The organism is Bacillus sp. AFS077874 (assembly GCF_002566505.1).
In the GTDB taxonomy this organism is placed as follows: Bacteria; Bacillota; Bacilli; order Bacillales; family Bacillaceae_G; genus Gottfriedia.
The window spans coordinates 508,057-526,428 of sequence record NZ_NUYF01000007.1; the positions used below are offsets into that span (position 1 = coordinate 508,057).

An 18,372-nucleotide genomic window follows, 5' to 3' on the forward strand; every position below is an offset into this window, starting at 1 on the left:
CACATTTTAGGAGGAAAAATAAATGCATAAAACTGAACATATTTTAGAAACAAGAGATTTTATATTAAGTAAAACAAACTACCGTCCAACGGTTGGATTAATATTAGGTTCTGGCTTAGGTACTCTTGCAGATGAAATCGAAAACTCTGTTGTAATCCCTTACAGTGAAATTCCTCATTTTGCAAAGTCTGAAGCAGTTGGACACGCAAATGAATTAGTAATCGGTGAATTAAAAGGCCAAGCTGTTGTAGCAATGAAAGGCCGTTTCCATTATTATGAAGGCTTCACTTTAGATGAAGTAACGTTCCCTGTGCGTGTAATGAAAGCTCTTGGAGTAGAAAAATTAATCGTAACAAATGCTTGTGGCGCTGTTAACACTAGCTTTAATCCAGGCGATTTAATGTTAATTACTGATCATATTAATTTAGTTGGAACAAATCCTTTAATTGGACCAAATAACCCAGAACTAGGAACTCGCTTCCCTGACGTTTCTGAAGTATATAACAAAGAATTACGTAGCCTTGCATTAAATGTTGCTGCAAAACAAGATCTTAAATTACAACAAGGTGTTTATGCTTGGTGGAGTGGCCCTTCATACGAAACACCTGCTGAAATCCGTATGATCCGTACGCTTGGTGCTGACTCTGTTGGGATGTCAACGGTTCCTGAAGCAATCGTTGCTGTTCACGGAAGTATGAAAGTTTTAGGTATCTCTTGCCTAACAAATATGGCTTGTGGCATCCTAGACCAACCATTAAACCACGAAGAAGTAATTGAAGTAGCAAGCATGGTTAGAACGAAATTCGTTAACTTAGTTAAGGGCATTTTAGAAGAAATGTAATTCGAAATACGAAATGCGCAAGGCGTTTGAGTAGCTCTGGAAGAAGTATTACCGGAGAAATATCTCGCTCAACTAGACAGTAACAAAATATGAAATTAGAGATAAGTAAAGAGGTTTTGGTTTTCCCTCTTTACTTCTTTTTATTAAACGGGGTGTTATTTTGAAAGGTATACTATATATCATTATCGGATCTGTTTGTTATGGCGTTTTGTCTACCTTTGTAAAATTGGCTTATGGTGATGGTTTTATTGTAAATGATGTAGTCGGTATGCAAATGTTTGTCGGGGCTATATTGTTATGGTCGATCGTACTTTTTAATAAAAGTAGATCCGCTAAGTCAAATAATCAACAATATTTAAAGCCTACTAAGAAGGATGTTTTATTGCTTGTTGTATTAGGGTCTACTACTGGCTTAACAGGGATGTTTTATTATTTGGCTTTGCAATATATTACTGCATCATTAGCAATTGTGCTGCTATTCCAATTCACTTGGATTGGCGTTTTATTAGAATCAGTAGTCAATCGAAAACTTCCTGAAAAAAGTAAATTACTCTCATTGATTCCGCTCATTATCGGCACGATTTTTGCGACAAATGTTCTAACAGATGGTATTGGTTCATTGAATTGGTTAGGAGTTTTATTTGGGGCGTTTTCCGCGGTTTCGTACAGTACTTTTATATTACTTAGCGGTAGAATCGCTTTAAAAGCAAATCCAATAACAAAAACGGCATTAATGATTACAGGTGGTTTTCTAATTTGTGCTATCTTCCTCCCACCAACATTTTTCACAAATTGGCACTTGTTTGCAGAACTTTCATTAAAGTACGGGCTGATCCTTGGCTTTCTAGGTCCATTTTTTTCTACTTTAATGTTTTCAAAAGGCGTTCCTTTAACAGGTTCTGGTCTTGCCTCTATTTTAGGGGCAGCAGAGTTGCCGACAGCTACGTTAATGTCAGCGATTGTATTAAAGGAAACGGTTGGAGCTCCACAATATTTTGGTATCATTTTAATATTAATCGGGATCGTTTTACCTGAGTTCCTTAAAAGAAAGTCACTTCAATCAGCAAAATAAACTCGTAAAGATACATTATGCAACATAAATTTGATAATGCTCCGAATAATTAAATAGATATTCCAAATAATATTTTAGATGCCAGCAAAGAACTAGCATCAGTCTGAAGATCAATTTATTTGGACTTTATTTAAAAACAAAGATATTCAAAGTTATATCTTTGTTATTTTTTTGGAGGTGTTTTTATGAGAGTAAAAGACGTCATGTCAAGTAATGTTGAATGTTGTTCAAATCAGGATTCTTTACAATCAGTGGCAAGTAAAATGGAAACCTTAAATGTTGGAGCAATTCCAGTTGTTAACAATGGACAAGTAGTTGGAATGATTACAGATCGAGATTTAGCTTTACGTGGTATTAGTCAAGGGGGAAATGCAAATGCTTCCCAAGTAATGTCTAATAATATTGTGACGATTGATTGTAACGCAAGTCTTCAAGAAGCATCAAATTTAATGGCACAGCATCAAATAAGAAGATTGCCAGTCGTAGAAAATGGTAACCTCGTTGGAATACTTTCACTTGGTGACTTAGCAGTACAAGAGCAGTCAGATGAAAGTGCTGGGGAAGCATTGTCTCAAATCTCTCAAAACGATATTCAATAACTAGAAAAATGGGACCGCTTTATATGGTATTCGGTCCCATTTTTATTTTTTATTTATTCATTTGTGCAAGAAAATCTCCGAGTAGACTATCCATATCTTCCTCTTCAATTTCTTCTTTGGCTGCCGAGATTTCGCTTTTGCTTGCAGCTTCCCAATTAAAGTTATCTAAATCATCATCATGATCGGCTTTTCTTACAATATTATCTAAATTCGTTACATTCTGTTCGCTTGTGCGAATTTTTGATTGAACGGGTTCCAATTCTGGCTCTAATTCATTCATTTCTTCTTGAAGATATAGAGCTTCTTCAATTGCTAGACTATTACTATTTAGCGATGTAATAAGAGAAGCAGTTCGAATCGGGTTAGATAATAGTTGGTACACAATACTACCTAATAGTGCCTCAGAATGTTCATGTTTTAACCAATCTCTTTGAGCTTTATCTAGGCTTTTTGGTAGTGGAATTGTTATTGTTTGCCTTTGCTTTGATAATGAGTCATTAACTCCGCTTATTACGTACTCAGCAATCTTACTTGAAAAGTTCCGTCTTTCGCTTTGTTTAAGCTGCTGCAAATGTTTAATTATCTGATCAGGCGTATCAGAAGGGATACGAAATGTAATAGGTTGTCCCCTCGTCAATTCTTTTTCCTTCATGGAATCACCTTATTTTGCTTTAGACATTTTTTGTTCTTCTTTTTCAGCTTGTTGTTCTCTTCTAGATTCTCTTACTCTTTTTATTTCATAATCAGCGATTAGCTTATAATAAGCATTCGCCATCATCCAGATACTTTCCTTCTCATCCTCAAAGAAATCAATATTATAGCCATCTAGGTTATTATTAAGAGTTTTAAGATACTCTTTTAAGATTAGCGATCCCCCACCAATGAAATAGCATATTTCAGTTTGTGAGTTCTTCTGCCAAATATTTCTTAAATGACGATATTGTTTTTTTGCTAATTCTAACAGAATTCGGTCTACAATATCATGAACACTTGTCCGACTACCCTTAACCATAATATGATTTCGATCACTTTTCTTAGTAATGATCTCTACAACGTCTCTTCGACTATCAAGTTCCACTCCATGTCTTGAACGAATCTCTTCACGAATTGCTTCTAGGGACTCTGCCACACCAAGGTTAAAACCTTGAGCTTTATCGTCATCTACCTTTCGATTCCTAATGACCGCAATATCAGTTGATAACCCTCCGATGTCTTGAATAAGGATTTTTTTATCTATAAGGTCTTTATTAATTATGTTTAAATGATTGTCCATAACTAAGTTAATAAAAGCTGCAAATCCTTCAGGATAGACTTTAACTTCTTCAAACTTAATATTAACTTTTAATCCTTGATGTCTTGGTGTTACTAAAAACTCTACTTGGTGAACTGAACCTAGTAATCGGGAACGATAACCAACGTCCTTTCCTTCCTTTACTTCTCTAAGCGGAAGACCAGTTCCTAATACGTATGTTGCCTCAATTACATTATTAGAGTTCTTTACAATCTGCTTATTATCTTCTCTAGCTGCATCTAACGCTAAAGCTGCAAATAACATAATAAGTGTTTGATCCTCTTCAGACTTATTACTCCCAGGATCTAGTTCTGTTGCATTACCACTTTTAGTTGCTAAATTTCCTACACGATAAACAGTATTATTCTCTTTTAAAGTAGGGGAGTGAACGCGAATATGTATTCCATCAACTGGATCTTGGTTGTCTAATTCTTCTATCCCAATGATTGGACGATCTTCTGTATCCCTTGCAATAATATTAGGAATATTAATCTCAGATTCCATCTTCCCAAAAATTCCTTTGAGTGAATCATTTCCTACATCAATAGCAGCTATACGAGCATTTACCACTTAAATCATCCCTTTCGCTAATAGGTTTACATATTAATAGATAATTCTGATATTAGATTATCTAACTTTAGCCATCCGGTCAATGTCCCATGCTGAACTATTATAAAAATGTAACTGAATTGTCATCTTGTATACAAAATTGTAAACACATAAACTTGTATACATTTCTGTGTACATGTGTACAAAAATGCATACAAATGTTTACAAAAACGTTTACTTGTATACAAAAGTGTATACATTCCTTTTTCATTCTAGAATTAATTTCAAAACAACTGTCTCCTACCTGCAAATAAAAAGTATACGTTTTTGTGTACAAGTATACTCTATCGTGTACAACCGTTTACATAATGTATTCTTGTGTACAAATATGTGTACAACTCCTATAGATCGGTTTTCCTCTAAAAATTAAAAAACAGGTAGATGGCTTCTACCTGTCAATATGTGTGTGGATAAGTCCCTTAAATAAACATATCCACATGTGGATTACTTATTTTTATTATGATTAACTAACTCTTGAATAGGATTATTTTCAAAAATTATTATTTTTGAATCCTGTAATTTATTATAATCCTCTTCAGACATAAGCTTTAAATTTAATAGGTCCTCCTTTGTTGTAAATTTTGGATATGACCTTCTCCGTAATGATCCAAATCTTTTTAGATTATAAAATTTCCAACCTAAAAGACCAAAATAAAAAACAATCCACAAAAGGATTACAAATAAAATAAAAAAACGTATGTCATGATTTGTCATTTTGAAATAGGACTTTACTATATTTATATATCGATTATTGTAATTTATTAGCGAAGTAATGAAAAAAGCAATTACAATCATGCAATAGATCCAAACTACTAATGTTGTAATGGTTATCATCACTTCACTTAGCCAATTTTTCTTTGAATGAACGATTACTCCACTTTCCTGTTTCCCCTGTCTGGACTTGTCCATGTTGCATAACCACCTTTTATTCTTGATTTAATTGCTTTAGGTAATGCAAACATTACAATCATTGCATTTAAAACCCAATAAATAACTGGATACCATGCAGCCCACAAGTAATATTTTTTTATGTTATCGTATGTGGAATCCACTCTTATCGACATCCAAAGCTGTATAAGACTCATGAAAACAAGTGAGAAAGAAGAAAAAGTCATCCATATTATTAACTGTTGTACACTGTTAGCAGTTAATAAATAGTAAATTGTCACGAATACCCAAGAAAATGACCATATTAAACTAACCCATTGTTCAAGATAAATTGGCCAGATCCTTCTATGCCGATAGTCCAATAATAAACGCCAATACCGCATAATTACCTCTTGTCCACCCTGTGCCCAACGAATTCTCTGATTCCAAATTCCTTTTAATGTTTCTGGAACTAACATCCAACAAAGAGCACGAGGTTCATAGCGAATATCCCAAAATCTTTCTTGTAGCTTCCAGGATACTGCGATATCTTCTGTAATCATATCTCGGTCCCATAATCCTACATCTACAAGTGCCTTTTTGCGAAATGCAACGACTACGCCTGATACAGTCATTATTTTACCTAGCATTCTTTGGGTTCTTTTTATGGCCCCAATAATAGAAGAATATTCTACTATTTGTAATCTACTCAGTAGCGTATCACGATTTCGAATTCTTGGATTTCCCGTTACAGCACCTAATCTTTCCCCACTATGTAGAAAATGATAAATGAGATACTGTGCAGCTTTAGGCGCTAAAATGGCATCCGAATCAATACAAACTAAAAACTCCCCTTTAGATGCATGGCAAGCAATATGTAAGGCATTTGCTTTCCCTCTATTTTCTCTACAATCAATAGCTTTAACTTCGTGATATTTCTTTGCCATTTTTTCTAAAATTTTAAAGGTTGAATCCTTGCTGCCATCGTTTACAGCAATGATTTCTTTTAATGGATAATCTAGTTCCACTAAATATTTAATTGTCTCTTCAATTGTTTCTTCTTCGTTATAACAAGGTATTAAGATGCTAATTAATGGCCACTCAATCCCTTCAAAATTCACATCTTTTCCTTTTTCTCGGTATCGGAAAAATAGACTGGACCCGGCAACCCAAAATAAAGACATAACCAATGGATACCAAAATACAAACTCCGACAAAATGCTTATGAATTTGTTCAATTTTAATCACCTAATTTATTAAATTCAAAAATGTAACTCCCATGTAAAAACTAGTATCAGCAAATACAAATAAATTAACAGTGTTTTTCTAACCCATATATGTAATTTTTTACTTTCTTACAAAAGTTTTTGTTCTTTTAACATGAAACGATTATAATGGGAATGGTGATTGTACTTCTCTAGTACAATTTATTAGATAGAAAATTTAATAGAAAAAAATCCATAAGCTTAATTGCTTGTGGTAGAGGTCGCAAACTCCCCTCTACAAAAAAATAAGGCGAAAAACAATATTTGTCGTATTGTTTTTATTTTTGTTATTCGGGATGCCCTCTTCTTTTTAATCATGTAAAGGAGAGAAGAAATATGAAAAATGAAAAAGCAATCGTTGTATTTAGCGGTGGCCAAGACAGTACTACTTGTTTATTCTGGGCAATGCAACAATTTGGTGAAGTTGAGGCTGTTACGTTTAATTACAATCAGCGCCATAAACTAGAATTAGATGTAGCTGCAGATATTTGTAAGGAATTAAATATTCCTCACCATATCCTTGATATGTCCTTGTTAAATCAGCTTGCACCAAATGCTTTAACAAGATCAGATATTGATATAACTCACGAAGAAGGCGAACTTCCTTCTACATTCGTTGATGGACGTAATTTATTATTCCTATCTTTTGCAGCAGTACTTGCTAAACAAAAAGGAGCAAAGCACATTATTACTGGTGTTTGTGAGACTGACTTTAGCGGATACCCTGACTGCCGAGATATCTTTGTTAAATCATTAAATGTAACTCTTAATCTATCAATGGATTATCCTTTTGTTATTCATACTCCACTTATGTGGATCGATAAGGCTGACACATGGAAATTAGCTGATGAATTAGGCGCATTTGAATACGTAAAAGATAAAACATTAACTTGCTATAACGGCATTATTTCTGATGGTTGTGGAGAATGTCCGGCTTGTGAGCTTCGTCAGGCTGGATTAGATCGATACCTACAATCGAAGGGAGCCACAAAGCATGTTTGATTTTCGCATCGTAGACAGACTTCATAAAATTGATGAGCATATTAAAAAAGAAGACTTAAAATATCACCATAAACGTGTTCTTGTTAATAAAGAATTTACCTTTGATGCTGCACATCACTTACATTGCTACGAAGGTAAATGTAAGAATTTACATGGACACACATATAAAGTTATTTTTGGAATTAGTGGTTTTGTTGATGAAATTGGCTTAGTAATCGATTTTGGTGATATTAAACAGATTTGGAAGGAAAAAATTGAAATCTATTTAGATCACCGTTATTTAAATGAGATGCTACCCCCGATGAATACAACAGCCGAAAATATGGTTGTTTGGATTTATGAGCAAATGGAAAATGCACTTAAGGATCACACAAATCCTGCGCAAGATATTCGAGTAGAGTTTGTTCGTTTATTTGAAACGCCTACTTGCTACGCAGAAGCTCGTAGGGAGTGGATGATCAATGAGTAAAATTCCAGTACTTGAAATATTCGGACCTACTGTACAAGGTGAAGGAATGGCAATCGGTCAAAAAACGATGTTTATTCGTACTGCGGGTTGTGATTACTCTTGTAGTTGGTGCGATTCTTCGTTCACTTGGGATGGTAGTGAAAAAGAAAATATAAAGTGGATGACCGCGGAAGAAGTTTGGAAGAATTTAACCAACTTAGGCGGCGATACATTCTCTCATATTACGATTTCTGGTGGAAACCCTGCCTTACTTCCATCTTTAGGCCCTGTAGTTGAGTTTTTAAAGGAAAAGAATATGACTTTAGCTCTTGAAACTCAAGGTAGTAAGTGGCAACCATGGTTACCTTCTATTGATGAAGTTACTTTATCGCCTAAACCGCCTAGCAGTGGCATGAATACTGATTTTGATATGCTAGGAAGCATTATTCAAAATTTAGAAAATCATCCAAAGTTTTGCTTAAAAGTTGTTATTTTTGATGAAAAAGATTTAGCTTATGCGGAAACTGTTCATCAAAAATTCCCACATGTTCCTTTCTTTTTACAAGTCGGAAATAGTTGGCTAAATGCGGATGATCGCACTTTATTACAATACATGTTAAATCGTTACGAATGGCTTATAGATGAAGCAATGAAATCAAAAGTCTTTAAAAATGTAAAAGTTTTACCTCAATTACATGCATTTGTTTGGGGAAATAAGAGAGGAGTTTAACCAAAATGGTAGGAAGATCAAAGGGTTCACTAGAAGATGTATCATTACTTGGTAGCAACAACACAAAATATTTATTTGAATACGATCCAGGAATATTAGAAACATTTGATAATACTCACCCAGATCGTGATTATTTCGTAAAATTTAATTTCCCTGAATTTACTTCACTTTGTCCAAAAACAGGTCAACCTGATTTTGCGACAATTTATATAAGCTATATTCCTGAGAAAAAAATGGTTGAAAGTAAATCATTAAAATTATACTTCTTTAGCTTCCGTAATCATGGTGACTTCCATGAGGATTGCATGAATATTATTATGGATGATCTAATCAAATTAATGGACCCTCGTTATATTGAGGTTTGGGGGAAATTCACTCCACGTGGCGGAATTTCAATTGACCCATATTGTAACTATGGTCGACCAGGTACAAAATACGAAAAAATGGCTGAACATCGTATGATGAACCATGATTTATATCCTGAGAAGATTGATAATCGATAAGAACTAAAAGTGCACTGTATAAAATACAGTGTACTTTTTTTATTCAAGTAAATACTATATTCATTTATAGCACTTAATTTGTTTTTAATTTACAATTAATGGAAAGTAAATAAAAAGTGTGGTGCAACCATTTGTTTAAACTATTACTCATTGAAGATGATTCTTCTTTATTCACTGAGATTAAAGATCGCTTATCTGGATGGTCTTACGAGGTATTTGGGATAACAGATTTTAGTAAGGTAATTCAAGAGTTTACAGAAATAAAACCAGATTTAGTCATCATTGATATACAACTACCAAAATACGATGGTTTCCATTGGTGTCGTATGATTCGTTCCCATTCAAATGTACCAATTATCTTTCTATCTTCAAGAGATCATCCCTCAGATATGGTCATGTCGATGCAGCTTGGAGCAGATGATTTTATACAAAAGCCATTCCATTTTGATGTACTAATTGCGAAAATCCAGGCTACCCTTAGACGCGTATATAATTACAATACCGAAAAAATTGCTCTTAAAACTTGGTGTGGTGCAACCGTCGACTATGAAAAAAATACTGTATCGAATGAAACTGGTGCAATTGAACTTACAAAGAATGAGATTTATATTTTAAAACTGCTAATTGAACAAAAAAATAAAATCGTAAGTCGTGAGGAATTAATAAATGCCCTATGGGATGATAAACGATTTATTAGTGATAACACCTTAACAGTAAACGTAAATCGATTGCGTAAAAAACTAGATGAAATAGGATTAGGTCAATTTATTGAAACAAAGGTTGGTCAAGGATATATTGCTTTAGAAGAGGCGATTTAATGATAAAAACATTTCTAATTGAGCGATTTAGTTGGATTCTCTTTTTTCTACTAACACAAGTACTCGTTGTATTTGTTTCATTTATTGATTCGTCAATTCCTTTAAAATCACTACTTTACATTGTCTTTCTATCACTGTTATTGTTTATCATTTTTTTAGTCATTCGATATCCTAAAGAAGTAAAATTTTATAAAAGTCTTATTGAACGTGAAGATAACCTTGACTTGACTGGTGTTGAAGAATCAAATAGTCCATTTGAAGAAATTGTTGAAAACAGCTTAACCAATCAAACGAGCTTATTAAAAAAAATAGCGATTCAAAATCAAACTTATTTAGAGCAAGAAAAAGATGAGCTCCTATCATGGATCCATGAAGTAAAAACTCCTTTAACAGCAATGCACTTAATGATTGAACGTATGAAGGATGAAAAGTTGAAATCAAATTTAACATATGAATGGCTACGTATTCACCTATTATTAGATCAACAGCTTCACCAAAAAAGAATACCTTTTATTGAAAATGATCTTTACATCGAAAAAATTCAACTGGAAGATGTCATTTATCCAGAGATTAAAACTTTGCAATCATGGTGTATACATAAAGGGATTGGATTTGAGATTGAACTAGAGGAGCTAGAAGTATTCAGTGATGCTAAATGGCTATCATATATACTACGACAACTATTAACAAATGCAGTGAAATATAGTCCATCTTCAGACATTCGGATTATAAGTAGGCAAAAAAATGAGCAAGTGATTCTTGAAATTGAAGATTTCGGTCGTGGTATTCATACAAAAGATTTGCCGCGAATTTTCGAAAAAGGATTTACTTCAACGGTTCAGCATCAAGACAATGCCTCTACAGGGATGGGATTATATTTAGCAAAGAAAGCTGCCCAGTCCCTACATATTACGTTCCAAGTAAAGTCTGAGTTAGATAAAGGGTCAATTTTCACACTAACCTTCCCAAAACGAAATGAATTTGTAAAAATAACAGGCATGTGACAAAATTGTCACATGCTTTTGTTTATTGTTCGATTAATCAAAGGAAACGGTCTTGGTAACCATTTATACTAATTTTATCGAATGATAATAAAGGAGTGTACGAAATGAATATTTTAGAAGCAAATAAAATTCATAAAAGTTACGGAAATAAATTTAATAAACAAGAAGTGTTAAGTGGCATTAATATAAACATCGAAAAAGGTGAATTTGTTAGCATCATGGGTCCGTCTGGATCTGGTAAAACTACTTTACTAAACGTTCTTTCCTCGATCGATAAGATTAATAGTGGCACGATTGCAATTGAAGGTAAAGATATTACAGATATGAAAGAAAAACAATTAGCAGAATTTCGTAAATACTACTTAGGCTTTATTTTCCAGGAATACAACTTACTAGACACATTAACTGTAAAAGAAAATATACTTCTACCTTTATCAATAACAAAAACGTCACCAAGTGAAGCCAATCAAAAGTTTGATGTTATTGCGAAAGAGCTTGGCATTTATGAATTAAAAGATAAGTATCCTAACGAAATCTCTGGGGGACAAAAACAGCGTACTTCAGCCGCTAGAGCGTTTATTCATGAACCTAGTATTATTTTCGCAGATGAACCTACAGGCGCATTGGATTCAAAATCTGCTTCAGATTTATTAAATAAACTAAGTGAACTAAATGAGAAAAGAAACGCGACAATCGTAATGGTTACACATGATCCAGTAGCAGCAAGCTTTTGCAATCGCGTTGTCTTTATTAAAGATGGACAAATCTATTCACAACTTCACAAAGGCGACGAAACGAGACAGAATTTCTTTAAAGATATTATGAAAACCCAAGGTGTATTAGGTGGTGTTCACCATGAGCATTAATCATTTAATATTCCGAAATTTAAAAAAGAATTTAAAAAACTATTATCTATATGTTTTTGCATTAATTTTTAGTGCCGCCTTATACTTCTCATTTGTTACATTGCAGTATGATCCATCAATGGAAGCAACAAAGGGTTCGATTAAAGGAGCAGCAGCAATTCGCTCAGCGTCGATTTTACTTGTCGCAATCGTTTCGATTTTCCTTTTATATGCAAATATGATTTTTATAAAAAGAAGAAGTAAAGAAATTGGTTTGTTTCAATTAATCGGAATGACGAAAAATAGGATTTTCGGGATTTTAACAGTTGAAAATTGTATTCTATATTTCAGTTCATTGGTTCTTGGGATTTTAGTAGGTTTTTCGATTTCAAGGCTGATCATTATGATTTTATATAAAATCGTCGGAGTAAAAGCGATTGCTACTTTACATTTTTCTTCACAAGCATTAGTGCAAACACTAATTGTATTTATCGTAATTTACGCGTTCATTATGTTAATGAATTATGCTTTTATTAAAAGACAAACTATTTTATCTTTGTTCCGAGTAGTCTCATCGACTGAAGGAAAGCTTAAAAAAATGTCTGTCTTCGAGATTTCTATTGGAATTTTAGGTATTTTATTAATAATCTCAGGTTATTTTCTATCATCAAAATTATTTGATGGCGATTTTACTACTATGACTGCACTTTTTTCGGTAATGATCTATATTTTAGCGTCAGTCATTATTGGAACTTACTTAGTGTATAAAAGTTCGGTTCGTTTTATTTTAAATATCGTTCGTAAAAAGAAAAATGGCTATTTAAATATTAATGATGTCCTATCTTTATCTTCAATTATGTTTAGAATGAAGTCTAATGCCTTGCTTCTAACAATTATTACAACCGTTTCAGCACTAGCGATTGGCTTATTATCTTTAAGCTATATATCTTATTATTCTGCAGAAAAGACAGCTGAGAGCCATGTCCCTGCTGATTTTTTCTTAAATAATAAGAAGGATTTACAAACTTTCAAATCTGCACTAGATGAAAATGGTATTAATTATACAGAAAAACACACCGAGGTTATTCAAGTTAATGCAAATATAAAAAAAATACTAGATACAGAGTTAAAAGGCATGATGAAGGATGCTGATAAATTCCCACTAGCGGTAGTAAGCGAAAAGTCAGTTAAAATAAACCTTGCTTCAAATGAAGCCTTATTTACTGGATACGACGATATGCTTCAGAAATTTATGACCTTAAAGGATTCAGGGCATATTGAATTAACTAGCAGTAAGAAAAAATTTAATCTAAACTATTTAGGTTTAAAACGTGAAAAGATTATACCTTCCTACTTCACAAATGGGGGATTTCCTACTGTTATTGTAGACGATCAAGTATTTAAAACATTAAAACAGAATCTTGATTCATCAATTCAAAAAGATTCTACTGTCTACAATGGCATTAATATAAGCGATGAAAAACTAATCGAAAAAGCAAATAATATTTATGAGGACCATCAACTTGATAAGAATTATCCTAATGATTCTCGACTTGAAATCGTTAAAAGTCAAAAAGCAAATATGGGACTTATTATGTTCATCGTCGGATTTTTAGGACTTACATTCTTAATGACATCAGGATGTATTTTATACTTTAAACAAATGGATGAGAGTGTTGACGAAAAACCAAACTATACTATTTTACGTAAACTAGGTTTCTCCCGTAGAGACTTATTAAGAGGTATACGTTCTAAGCAATTGTTTAATTTCGGTATCCCATTAGTAGTCGGACTAGTTCATAGCTATTTTGCCGTTCAATCTGGATGGTTCTTATTTGGTACTGAAGTCTGGACTCCAATGATTATCGTCATGGTTTTATATGCTGTTTTATACTCGGTCTTTGGTCTTTTATCGGTTCTTTATTATAAAAAAGTAATTAAAGAAGCTCTTTAGACTAACATTACTACCTACTAAATAATAGAAGCTCTCCCTTTAGCTTCTATTATTTTTTTACTTATTTTGATTTATAATAGCCTTATACATACTACTTTAAAGGTGGATCGGAATGACTAAAACCATTGTTGAAAAGCTAAACTTAAAAAAATATAAAAAAGCTACCGTTTTAAATCAACCAAGTGATGTAAATTATTTTGCAGATCTACCACATTTTGAGACGGATCTACAAAACCATCCTTACGATCTGATATTTGCTTTTGTACTTGATATGGACTCGCTAAAAGAACTAGTCACAAAGATTATCCAGAATCATTATTTAGATAAAAATGGTTATATTTTTATTGCCTATCCTAAAAAAGGAAACAAAGTATATCCGACTTATATTCATCGTGATGATTTATTCGAAGGATTAGGTGCGGATGAGAGCGGCTATATTGGTTCAAGTACAATTAAATTTGCTCGTATGGTTGGGTTGGATGACGTCTTTACAGTTGTTGGATTAAAAGACGAAACAAAAACAAAAGCTGCGAATTCATCGAAAGCAAGTCAGTGTGTAGATGATTATATCGATATGATTCCAAATGTAGAAAAGGATTTAGAAGATTCTCCTGAATTACTTACGATCTATAAGTCTCTAACTCCTGGGTATCGTAAAGATTGGGCACGACACGTCTATAGCGCTAAGCAAGAAGCAACGAAAGCAAAAAGACGTGAAGAAATGAAAATGGTCTTAGCTGCTGGATATAAAACGCTGGATTTATATCGTAGAGATAAAAAATAGGAACAAAAAATCCACAAGATTATTCTTGTGGATTCAAGACTGTTGTCAAACGCTCGCTTTCTTCGTTGCTTCGCCTGTCTGCAGTGCTCATTACCGTTTAAGGTAACTTCGCGCCTCGAAAGACAAGCGCTCGCAATCAGTCTGAAAATCAAGTTTTTAGAACTTTGTCTACACGCTGAATCAACAAGATTATATTTTTTAACAACAACGAGTAACTTTACCACCTTTAGAATTAAAACGTGACTCTTGCGCTTCGATAAAGAACTCTTTTCTAGATTGAATTGGTTGATCAGGGTGTTGTGTTTTCATATGTTCAACATATTTCTCATAGCTTGGTACACCTACTAATAAACTAATAAACTGTTTATAATATTTTTTGAACTCCTTCACTTTATAGTGCATAATTTTTCGGTTCACTTTCATCGCGTTTAATGTACGGAGTTTCATGTAATTTTATCGGTTTATTTGACAATATATTGATCCAATTTCGAATCGAAGCAATTAGAACTAAAAGCACAATCACCATAAACAATCCACAAATTGTTGCGTCAATATAGTCATTTAAAATAATTTGATTCATTTGTGCTTTACTAGCTGCTGGTGCAAGGATTTTGCCAGCATCTAAATCATCTTTAAAAACTTTAGCATGCGCTAAAAACCCTATTTTTGGTAATGCATGAAATAGCTTTTGCCAACCGGCAGTCATTGTAACGATTAAGATCCAGATTGTTGGCACTAATGTAATCCAAGCATATGCCTTTTTCCCCATTTTCAGCAAGATAGTTGTGCCTAGCAATAATGCAATCGCGGCAAGCATTTGATTTGCGATACCGAATAACGGCCATAAAGTATTAATGCCCCCAAGTGGATCAATAACACCTTGATAAAGGAAATAGCCCCAACCGAAAACGCAAATAGCTGTCGCAATTAAATTTGCAGGAAGTGAATCCGTCTTTCCAAATGGCTTATACACATTGCCTAAAATATCCTGCGTCATATAACGTCCAATCCTAGTTCCAGCATCAATTGTTGTTAAAATAAATAATGCTTCAAATAAAATAGCAAAATGATACCAAAAAGCCATTAATGCTTTACCACCAATTACTTTAGAAAAAAGAGCCGCCATGCCGATTGCTAAAGTTGGTGCCCCACCAGTACGAGAAAGAATTGTTTGTTCCCCAACATCTTTGGCTAACGTAGTCAAATCATTTGGAGCTATTGTAAAGCCCCAACTTGAGACTACTTGAGCCACTTGGTTTACATCAGTTCCAATTATGGCAGGTGGGCTATTTATAGCAAAATATGCTCCTGGAGTTAATAAACAAGCGGCAATCATAGCCATTACTGCTACAAAAGACTCCGTTAACATAGCACCATAACCAATAGCACGTGCATGCGTTTCACGCTCAATCATTTTAGGGGTAGTGCCTGAAGCAACTAATGCGTGGAATCCAGAAACAGATCCACAAGCAATTGTTATAAATAAAAATGGAAATAGATTTCCCGCAAATACTGGTCCCGTTCCGTCAATAAACTTTGTAATGGCCGGCATTTGTAAGTCTGGTGCTACAATAATAATGCCAATTGCTAAAGCTAAAATCGTTCCAACTTTTAAAAATGTACTTAAATAATCACGTGGAGCTAATAATAGCCAAACTGGAAGTACAGATGCTATAAACCCATAACCAATCAACATAAGAGCAATCGTTTCTCCCTTAAACGTAAACATTGCCGCTAAAGTTGGACTTTCTGCTACATATTGTCCTGCAAATAAAGAAAGTAGTAATAAAATTACACCAATAAAAGACCCTTCTCCTACTCGACCTGGACGTATGTATCGCATATAAATACCCATGAAAATTGCGATCGGAATAGTTGCTGCAATCGTAAACATTCCCCATGGACTTCCTGCAAGCGCTTTAACTACAACAAGTGCTAATACAGCTAATAAAATAACCATAATTCCTAATATACCGATTAACGCGATGACCCCTGTTATAGGACCAATCTCTTCTTTAATCATTTCTCCAAGCGATTTACCATTTCTACGTGTCGAAGCAGCTAATATGACAAAATCCTGTACTGCCCCAGCAAATACGACTCCTACTATAATCCAAATCGTTCCGGGTAAATAACCCATTTGCGCAGCTAAAATTGGTCCAACTAGTGGTCCAGCCCCTGCGATCGCTGCAAAATGATGACCAAATAGTACCCACTTATTCGTTGGTACAAAGTCTTTACCATCGTTATTAATCTCAGCAGGTGTTTTACGATCTTCGTCCAGCTTAAATACTTTTTCTGCAATAAACTTACTATAAAAACGATAAGCCACTGCATATGTACAAACTGCCGCGGTGAGGAGCCAAATTGCATTTATTGTTTCCCCTCTTTTTAAAGCTAATACAGAAAAACAGAAAGCTCCAAGTATTGAAATTAATCCCCAAACTACTATTGATTTTAAAGATTTCACAACAAAGATACCTCCTTTTTCATTTATAAAAGAAAGTATATCACCAATTCAGAATTTTTTGTCAATTAATGGTAAAAAAAGTATAATAACGACATTTTTACTGATTTCAAGCTGTTTTTTCTTCATAAAAGTAGACGAAAGTTGTATTGAACTTATCTAATTAAAGAATTTCAAGGGAAAATATAACTTTAACTTTCGCAACATTGGAACTAATCATTTTTAAACAAAAGAAAACCATCCTAAGCGTTAAAAGCTAAAGGATGGTTTTCTTTCATATTAATTAAGTTATTTTACATGTTGTATAAAATTAATGTCGATTAGTTCATTCAGCCTTTGTAGTTCTTTTTCTCCTAGTAACGTCTTCCCTTCGTTTAAGGATACTAGAGCACTCTCAATTAAAAATTTTCGCGGTGTTTTAGACTGCAACAATTCGTTTTGTAAAAAATCTAGTAACTCATTGTACTTTTGTTGATCATTACTATTTAATGCTGATTTTTTCATTGTACAAATAATACTACAAAGCTTTTGTTGAAGATTTTCTTCGGTCTTTCTTACTGGTAACCATCTATCTAATAGTTCCAAATTGAATAATTGCTCACCAGATTCCTCAACATCCTCAACAATCTTAATCATACGTTTTACACTATATCGGACGACTTGATCCATACTAATATTCATATCTTTTGCAAGGTCATAGTATCTCACATTATGGTGAATAATTCCTAAAAACATAATGGCACTATCTAATAAAAAATCTTTCTTTTCACTGCCAAAAATGTCTAAGAAACGTGTATACACCCAATTTAATGTCTTAAAATTACCTTCTCTTATGAACTGTTTAATATCTAAGTCATTTATATAAATTACTTCTTCAAATAGAGAAATCAATTTATTATCTCTATTTGCCTCCATTAATAAAGTTATTTGTTTAATAAAAATTTCAATATTTGAAGGGCTCTGTCCGATCAACAACTCATTTCTTTCATGTTCAAGTTTTTTATAAATCATATTAAATAATGCGACTACTAGATCACTTTTAGACGAAAAATAATTATAAAATGTACCTTTAGAAATTCCGCTATAGTCTAAAATGTCTTGAATTGACGTTGCTTGAAATCCTTTTTCAATAAACAATTCATGAGCTATTTTTACAACATGCTGTTTACGATCATTCATATAATCACCTTGGTTCTAGTTAATTACTGCTTAAAAAACATAGTACATTATTTTAACATTTTTAACTAGTAAATATCTGATTAGATTATTAAAG

At 33.4% G+C, this 18,372-nt stretch carries 19 protein-coding genes; 12 read left to right on the plus strand and 7 right to left on the minus strand.

Annotated elements, in window-relative coordinates; genetic code table 11:
* Positions 1 to 22: 22 nt before the first annotated feature.
* From COJ46_RS08455 to COJ46_RS08465, 3 genes are all read left to right on the plus strand, one after another.
* Positions 23 to 841, plus strand: a complete 819-nt coding sequence (locus COJ46_RS08455; RefSeq protein WP_025568336.1) for a purine-nucleoside phosphorylase — start codon at positions 23 to 25, stop codon at positions 839 to 841.
* A gap of 160 nt (positions 842 to 1,001) precedes the next feature.
* Entirely contained in the window at positions 1,002 to 1,913 is a 912-nt protein-coding gene (locus COJ46_RS08460) for an EamA family transporter (RefSeq protein ID WP_097974782.1), read from the plus strand.
* 185 nt (positions 1,914 to 2,098) lie between these two features.
* Positions 2,099 to 2,512: a CBS domain-containing protein gene (locus tag COJ46_RS08465; protein WP_286133484.1), complete on the plus strand. Its 414-nt coding sequence runs from the start codon at positions 2,099 to 2,101 to the stop codon at positions 2,510 to 2,512.
* A gap of 49 nt (positions 2,513 to 2,561) precedes the next feature.
* Here the strand turns inward: COJ46_RS08465 and COJ46_RS08470 are convergent, their stop codons facing one another.
* The 4 genes from COJ46_RS08470 to pgaC form a co-directional block, all read right to left on the minus strand.
* A complete protein-coding gene (locus COJ46_RS08470; protein ID WP_097974780.1) occupies positions 2,562 to 3,164 on the minus strand; it encodes a hypothetical protein in 603 nt (200 codons plus the stop codon).
* A gap of 9 nt (positions 3,165 to 3,173) precedes the next feature.
* Positions 3,174 to 4,373, minus strand: coding sequence for a ParM/StbA family protein (locus tag COJ46_RS08475; RefSeq protein WP_097974779.1), 1,200 nt, complete (start codon positions 4,371 to 4,373; stop codon positions 3,174 to 3,176).
* A gap of 483 nt (positions 4,374 to 4,856) precedes the next feature.
* On the minus strand, positions 4,857 to 5,321 hold the full coding sequence (gene pgaD, locus COJ46_RS08480; protein ID WP_097974777.1) for a poly-beta-1,6-N-acetyl-D-glucosamine biosynthesis protein PgaD: 465 nt from the start codon (positions 5,319 to 5,321) through the stop codon (positions 4,857 to 4,859).
* A complete protein-coding gene (pgaC, locus tag COJ46_RS08485) occupies positions 5,282 to 6,517 on the minus strand; it encodes a poly-beta-1,6-N-acetyl-D-glucosamine synthase (protein ID WP_097974775.1) in 1,236 nt (411 codons plus the stop codon). Before pgaC ends, pgaD begins: the two co-directional genes overlap by 40 nt.
* Positions 6,518 to 6,880: 363 nt before the next feature.
* Here pgaC and queC point away from each other — a divergent pair, with 363 nt between their 5' ends.
* The 9 genes from queC to COJ46_RS08530 all read left to right on the plus strand — a co-directional run bounded on the left by queC (position 6,881) and on the right by COJ46_RS08530 (position 14,632).
* A complete protein-coding gene (gene queC / locus COJ46_RS08490; RefSeq protein WP_097974774.1) occupies positions 6,881 to 7,546 on the plus strand; it encodes a 7-cyano-7-deazaguanine synthase QueC in 666 nt (221 codons plus the stop codon).
* Complete coding sequence (gene queD, locus COJ46_RS08495) at positions 7,539 to 8,015, plus strand: 6-carboxytetrahydropterin synthase QueD (RefSeq protein WP_097974772.1); 477 nt, start codon at positions 7,539 to 7,541, stop codon at positions 8,013 to 8,015. The genes queC and queD overlap by 8 nt, the downstream gene beginning before the upstream one ends.
* Positions 8,008 to 8,724 (plus strand): 7-carboxy-7-deazaguanine synthase QueE, encoded by a 717-nt coding sequence (queE, locus tag COJ46_RS08500; protein ID WP_097974770.1) that lies wholly within the window; start codon positions 8,008 to 8,010, stop codon positions 8,722 to 8,724. Before queD ends, queE begins: the two co-directional genes overlap by 8 nt.
* Before the next feature lie 5 nt (positions 8,725 to 8,729).
* Positions 8,730 to 9,227, plus strand: coding sequence for a preQ(1) synthase (queF, locus tag COJ46_RS08505; RefSeq protein ID WP_088012612.1), 498 nt, complete (start codon positions 8,730 to 8,732; stop codon positions 9,225 to 9,227).
* Between the two features lie 131 nt (positions 9,228 to 9,358).
* On the plus strand, positions 9,359 to 10,045 hold the full coding sequence (locus COJ46_RS08510; protein WP_097974768.1) for a response regulator transcription factor: 687 nt from the start codon (positions 9,359 to 9,361) through the stop codon (positions 10,043 to 10,045).
* Entirely contained in the window at positions 10,045 to 11,049 is a 1,005-nt protein-coding gene (locus COJ46_RS08515) for a sensor histidine kinase (protein WP_097974766.1), read from the plus strand. The genes COJ46_RS08510 and COJ46_RS08515 overlap by 1 nt, the downstream gene beginning before the upstream one ends.
* Before the next feature lie 104 nt (positions 11,050 to 11,153).
* Complete coding sequence (locus tag COJ46_RS08520; protein WP_025568323.1) at positions 11,154 to 11,915, plus strand: ABC transporter ATP-binding protein; 762 nt, start codon at positions 11,154 to 11,156, stop codon at positions 11,913 to 11,915.
* Positions 11,905 to 13,848, plus strand: coding sequence for an FtsX-like permease family protein (locus COJ46_RS08525; RefSeq protein WP_097974765.1), 1,944 nt, complete (start codon positions 11,905 to 11,907; stop codon positions 13,846 to 13,848). The genes COJ46_RS08520 and COJ46_RS08525 overlap by 11 nt, the downstream gene beginning before the upstream one ends.
* A gap of 112 nt (positions 13,849 to 13,960) precedes the next feature.
* The gene (locus COJ46_RS08530) at positions 13,961 to 14,632 is read left to right on the plus strand and encodes a YdeI/OmpD-associated family protein (RefSeq protein WP_097974763.1); all 672 of its coding nucleotides are present in this window, start codon (positions 13,961 to 13,963) and stop codon (positions 14,630 to 14,632) included.
* Between the two features lie 198 nt (positions 14,633 to 14,830).
* Here COJ46_RS08530 and COJ46_RS08535 read toward each other — a convergent pair whose 3' ends face one another.
* From COJ46_RS08535 to COJ46_RS08545, 3 genes are all read right to left on the minus strand, one after another.
* Entirely contained in the window at positions 14,831 to 15,034 is a 204-nt protein-coding gene (locus COJ46_RS08535; RefSeq protein ID WP_056469068.1) for a YbdD/YjiX family protein, read from the minus strand.
* Positions 15,024 to 17,102 carry a carbon starvation CstA family protein gene (locus COJ46_RS08540; protein WP_098565823.1) on the minus strand — a complete coding sequence of 693 codons (2,079 nt, stop codon included), beginning with the start codon at positions 17,100 to 17,102 and terminating at the stop codon, positions 15,024 to 15,026. The genes COJ46_RS08535 and COJ46_RS08540 overlap by 11 nt, the downstream gene beginning before the upstream one ends.
* A gap of 285 nt (positions 17,103 to 17,387) precedes the next feature.
* The gene (locus tag COJ46_RS08545; RefSeq protein ID WP_097976504.1) at positions 17,388 to 18,278 is read right to left on the minus strand and encodes a TetR/AcrR family transcriptional regulator; all 891 of its coding nucleotides are present in this window, start codon (positions 18,276 to 18,278) and stop codon (positions 17,388 to 17,390) included.
* Positions 18,279 to 18,372: the final 94 nt, after the last annotated feature.

Excerpts from the sequence above, each read along its gene's own strand:
- COJ46_RS08455 (WP_025568336.1), top strand. The coding sequence starts at position 23 with ATGCATAAAACTGAACATATTTTAGAAACAAGAGATTTTATATTAAGT.
- COJ46_RS08465 (WP_286133484.1), top strand. The coding sequence starts at position 2,099 with ATGAGAGTAAAAGACGTCATGTCAAGTAATGTTGAATGTTGTTCAAAT.
- COJ46_RS08470 (WP_097974780.1), bottom strand. The coding sequence starts at position 3,164 with ATGAAGGAAAAAGAATTGACGAGGGGACAACCTATTACATTTCGTATC.
- pgaD (WP_097974777.1), bottom strand. The coding sequence starts at position 5,321 with ATGGACAAGTCCAGACAGGGGAAACAGGAAAGTGGAGTAATCGTTCAT.
- queC (WP_097974774.1), top strand. The coding sequence starts at position 6,881 with ATGAAAAATGAAAAAGCAATCGTTGTATTTAGCGGTGGCCAAGACAGT.
- queD (WP_097974772.1), top strand. The coding sequence starts at position 7,539 with ATGTTTGATTTTCGCATCGTAGACAGACTTCATAAAATTGATGAGCAT.
- queE (WP_097974770.1), top strand. The coding sequence starts at position 8,008 with ATGAGTAAAATTCCAGTACTTGAAATATTCGGACCTACTGTACAAGGT.
- queF (WP_088012612.1), top strand. The coding sequence starts at position 8,730 with ATGGTAGGAAGATCAAAGGGTTCACTAGAAGATGTATCATTACTTGGT.
- COJ46_RS08515 (WP_097974766.1), top strand. The coding sequence starts at position 10,045 with ATGATAAAAACATTTCTAATTGAGCGATTTAGTTGGATTCTCTTTTTT.
- COJ46_RS08520 (WP_025568323.1), top strand. The coding sequence starts at position 11,154 with ATGAATATTTTAGAAGCAAATAAAATTCATAAAAGTTACGGAAATAAA.
- COJ46_RS08525 (WP_097974765.1), top strand. The coding sequence starts at position 11,905 with ATGAGCATTAATCATTTAATATTCCGAAATTTAAAAAAGAATTTAAAA.
- COJ46_RS08530 (WP_097974763.1), top strand. The coding sequence starts at position 13,961 with ATGACTAAAACCATTGTTGAAAAGCTAAACTTAAAAAAATATAAAAAA.
- COJ46_RS08535 (WP_056469068.1), bottom strand. The coding sequence starts at position 15,034 with ATGCACTATAAAGTGAAGGAGTTCAAAAAATATTATAAACAGTTTATT.
- COJ46_RS08545 (WP_097976504.1), bottom strand. The coding sequence starts at position 18,278 with ATGAATGATCGTAAACAGCATGTTGTAAAAATAGCTCATGAATTGTTT.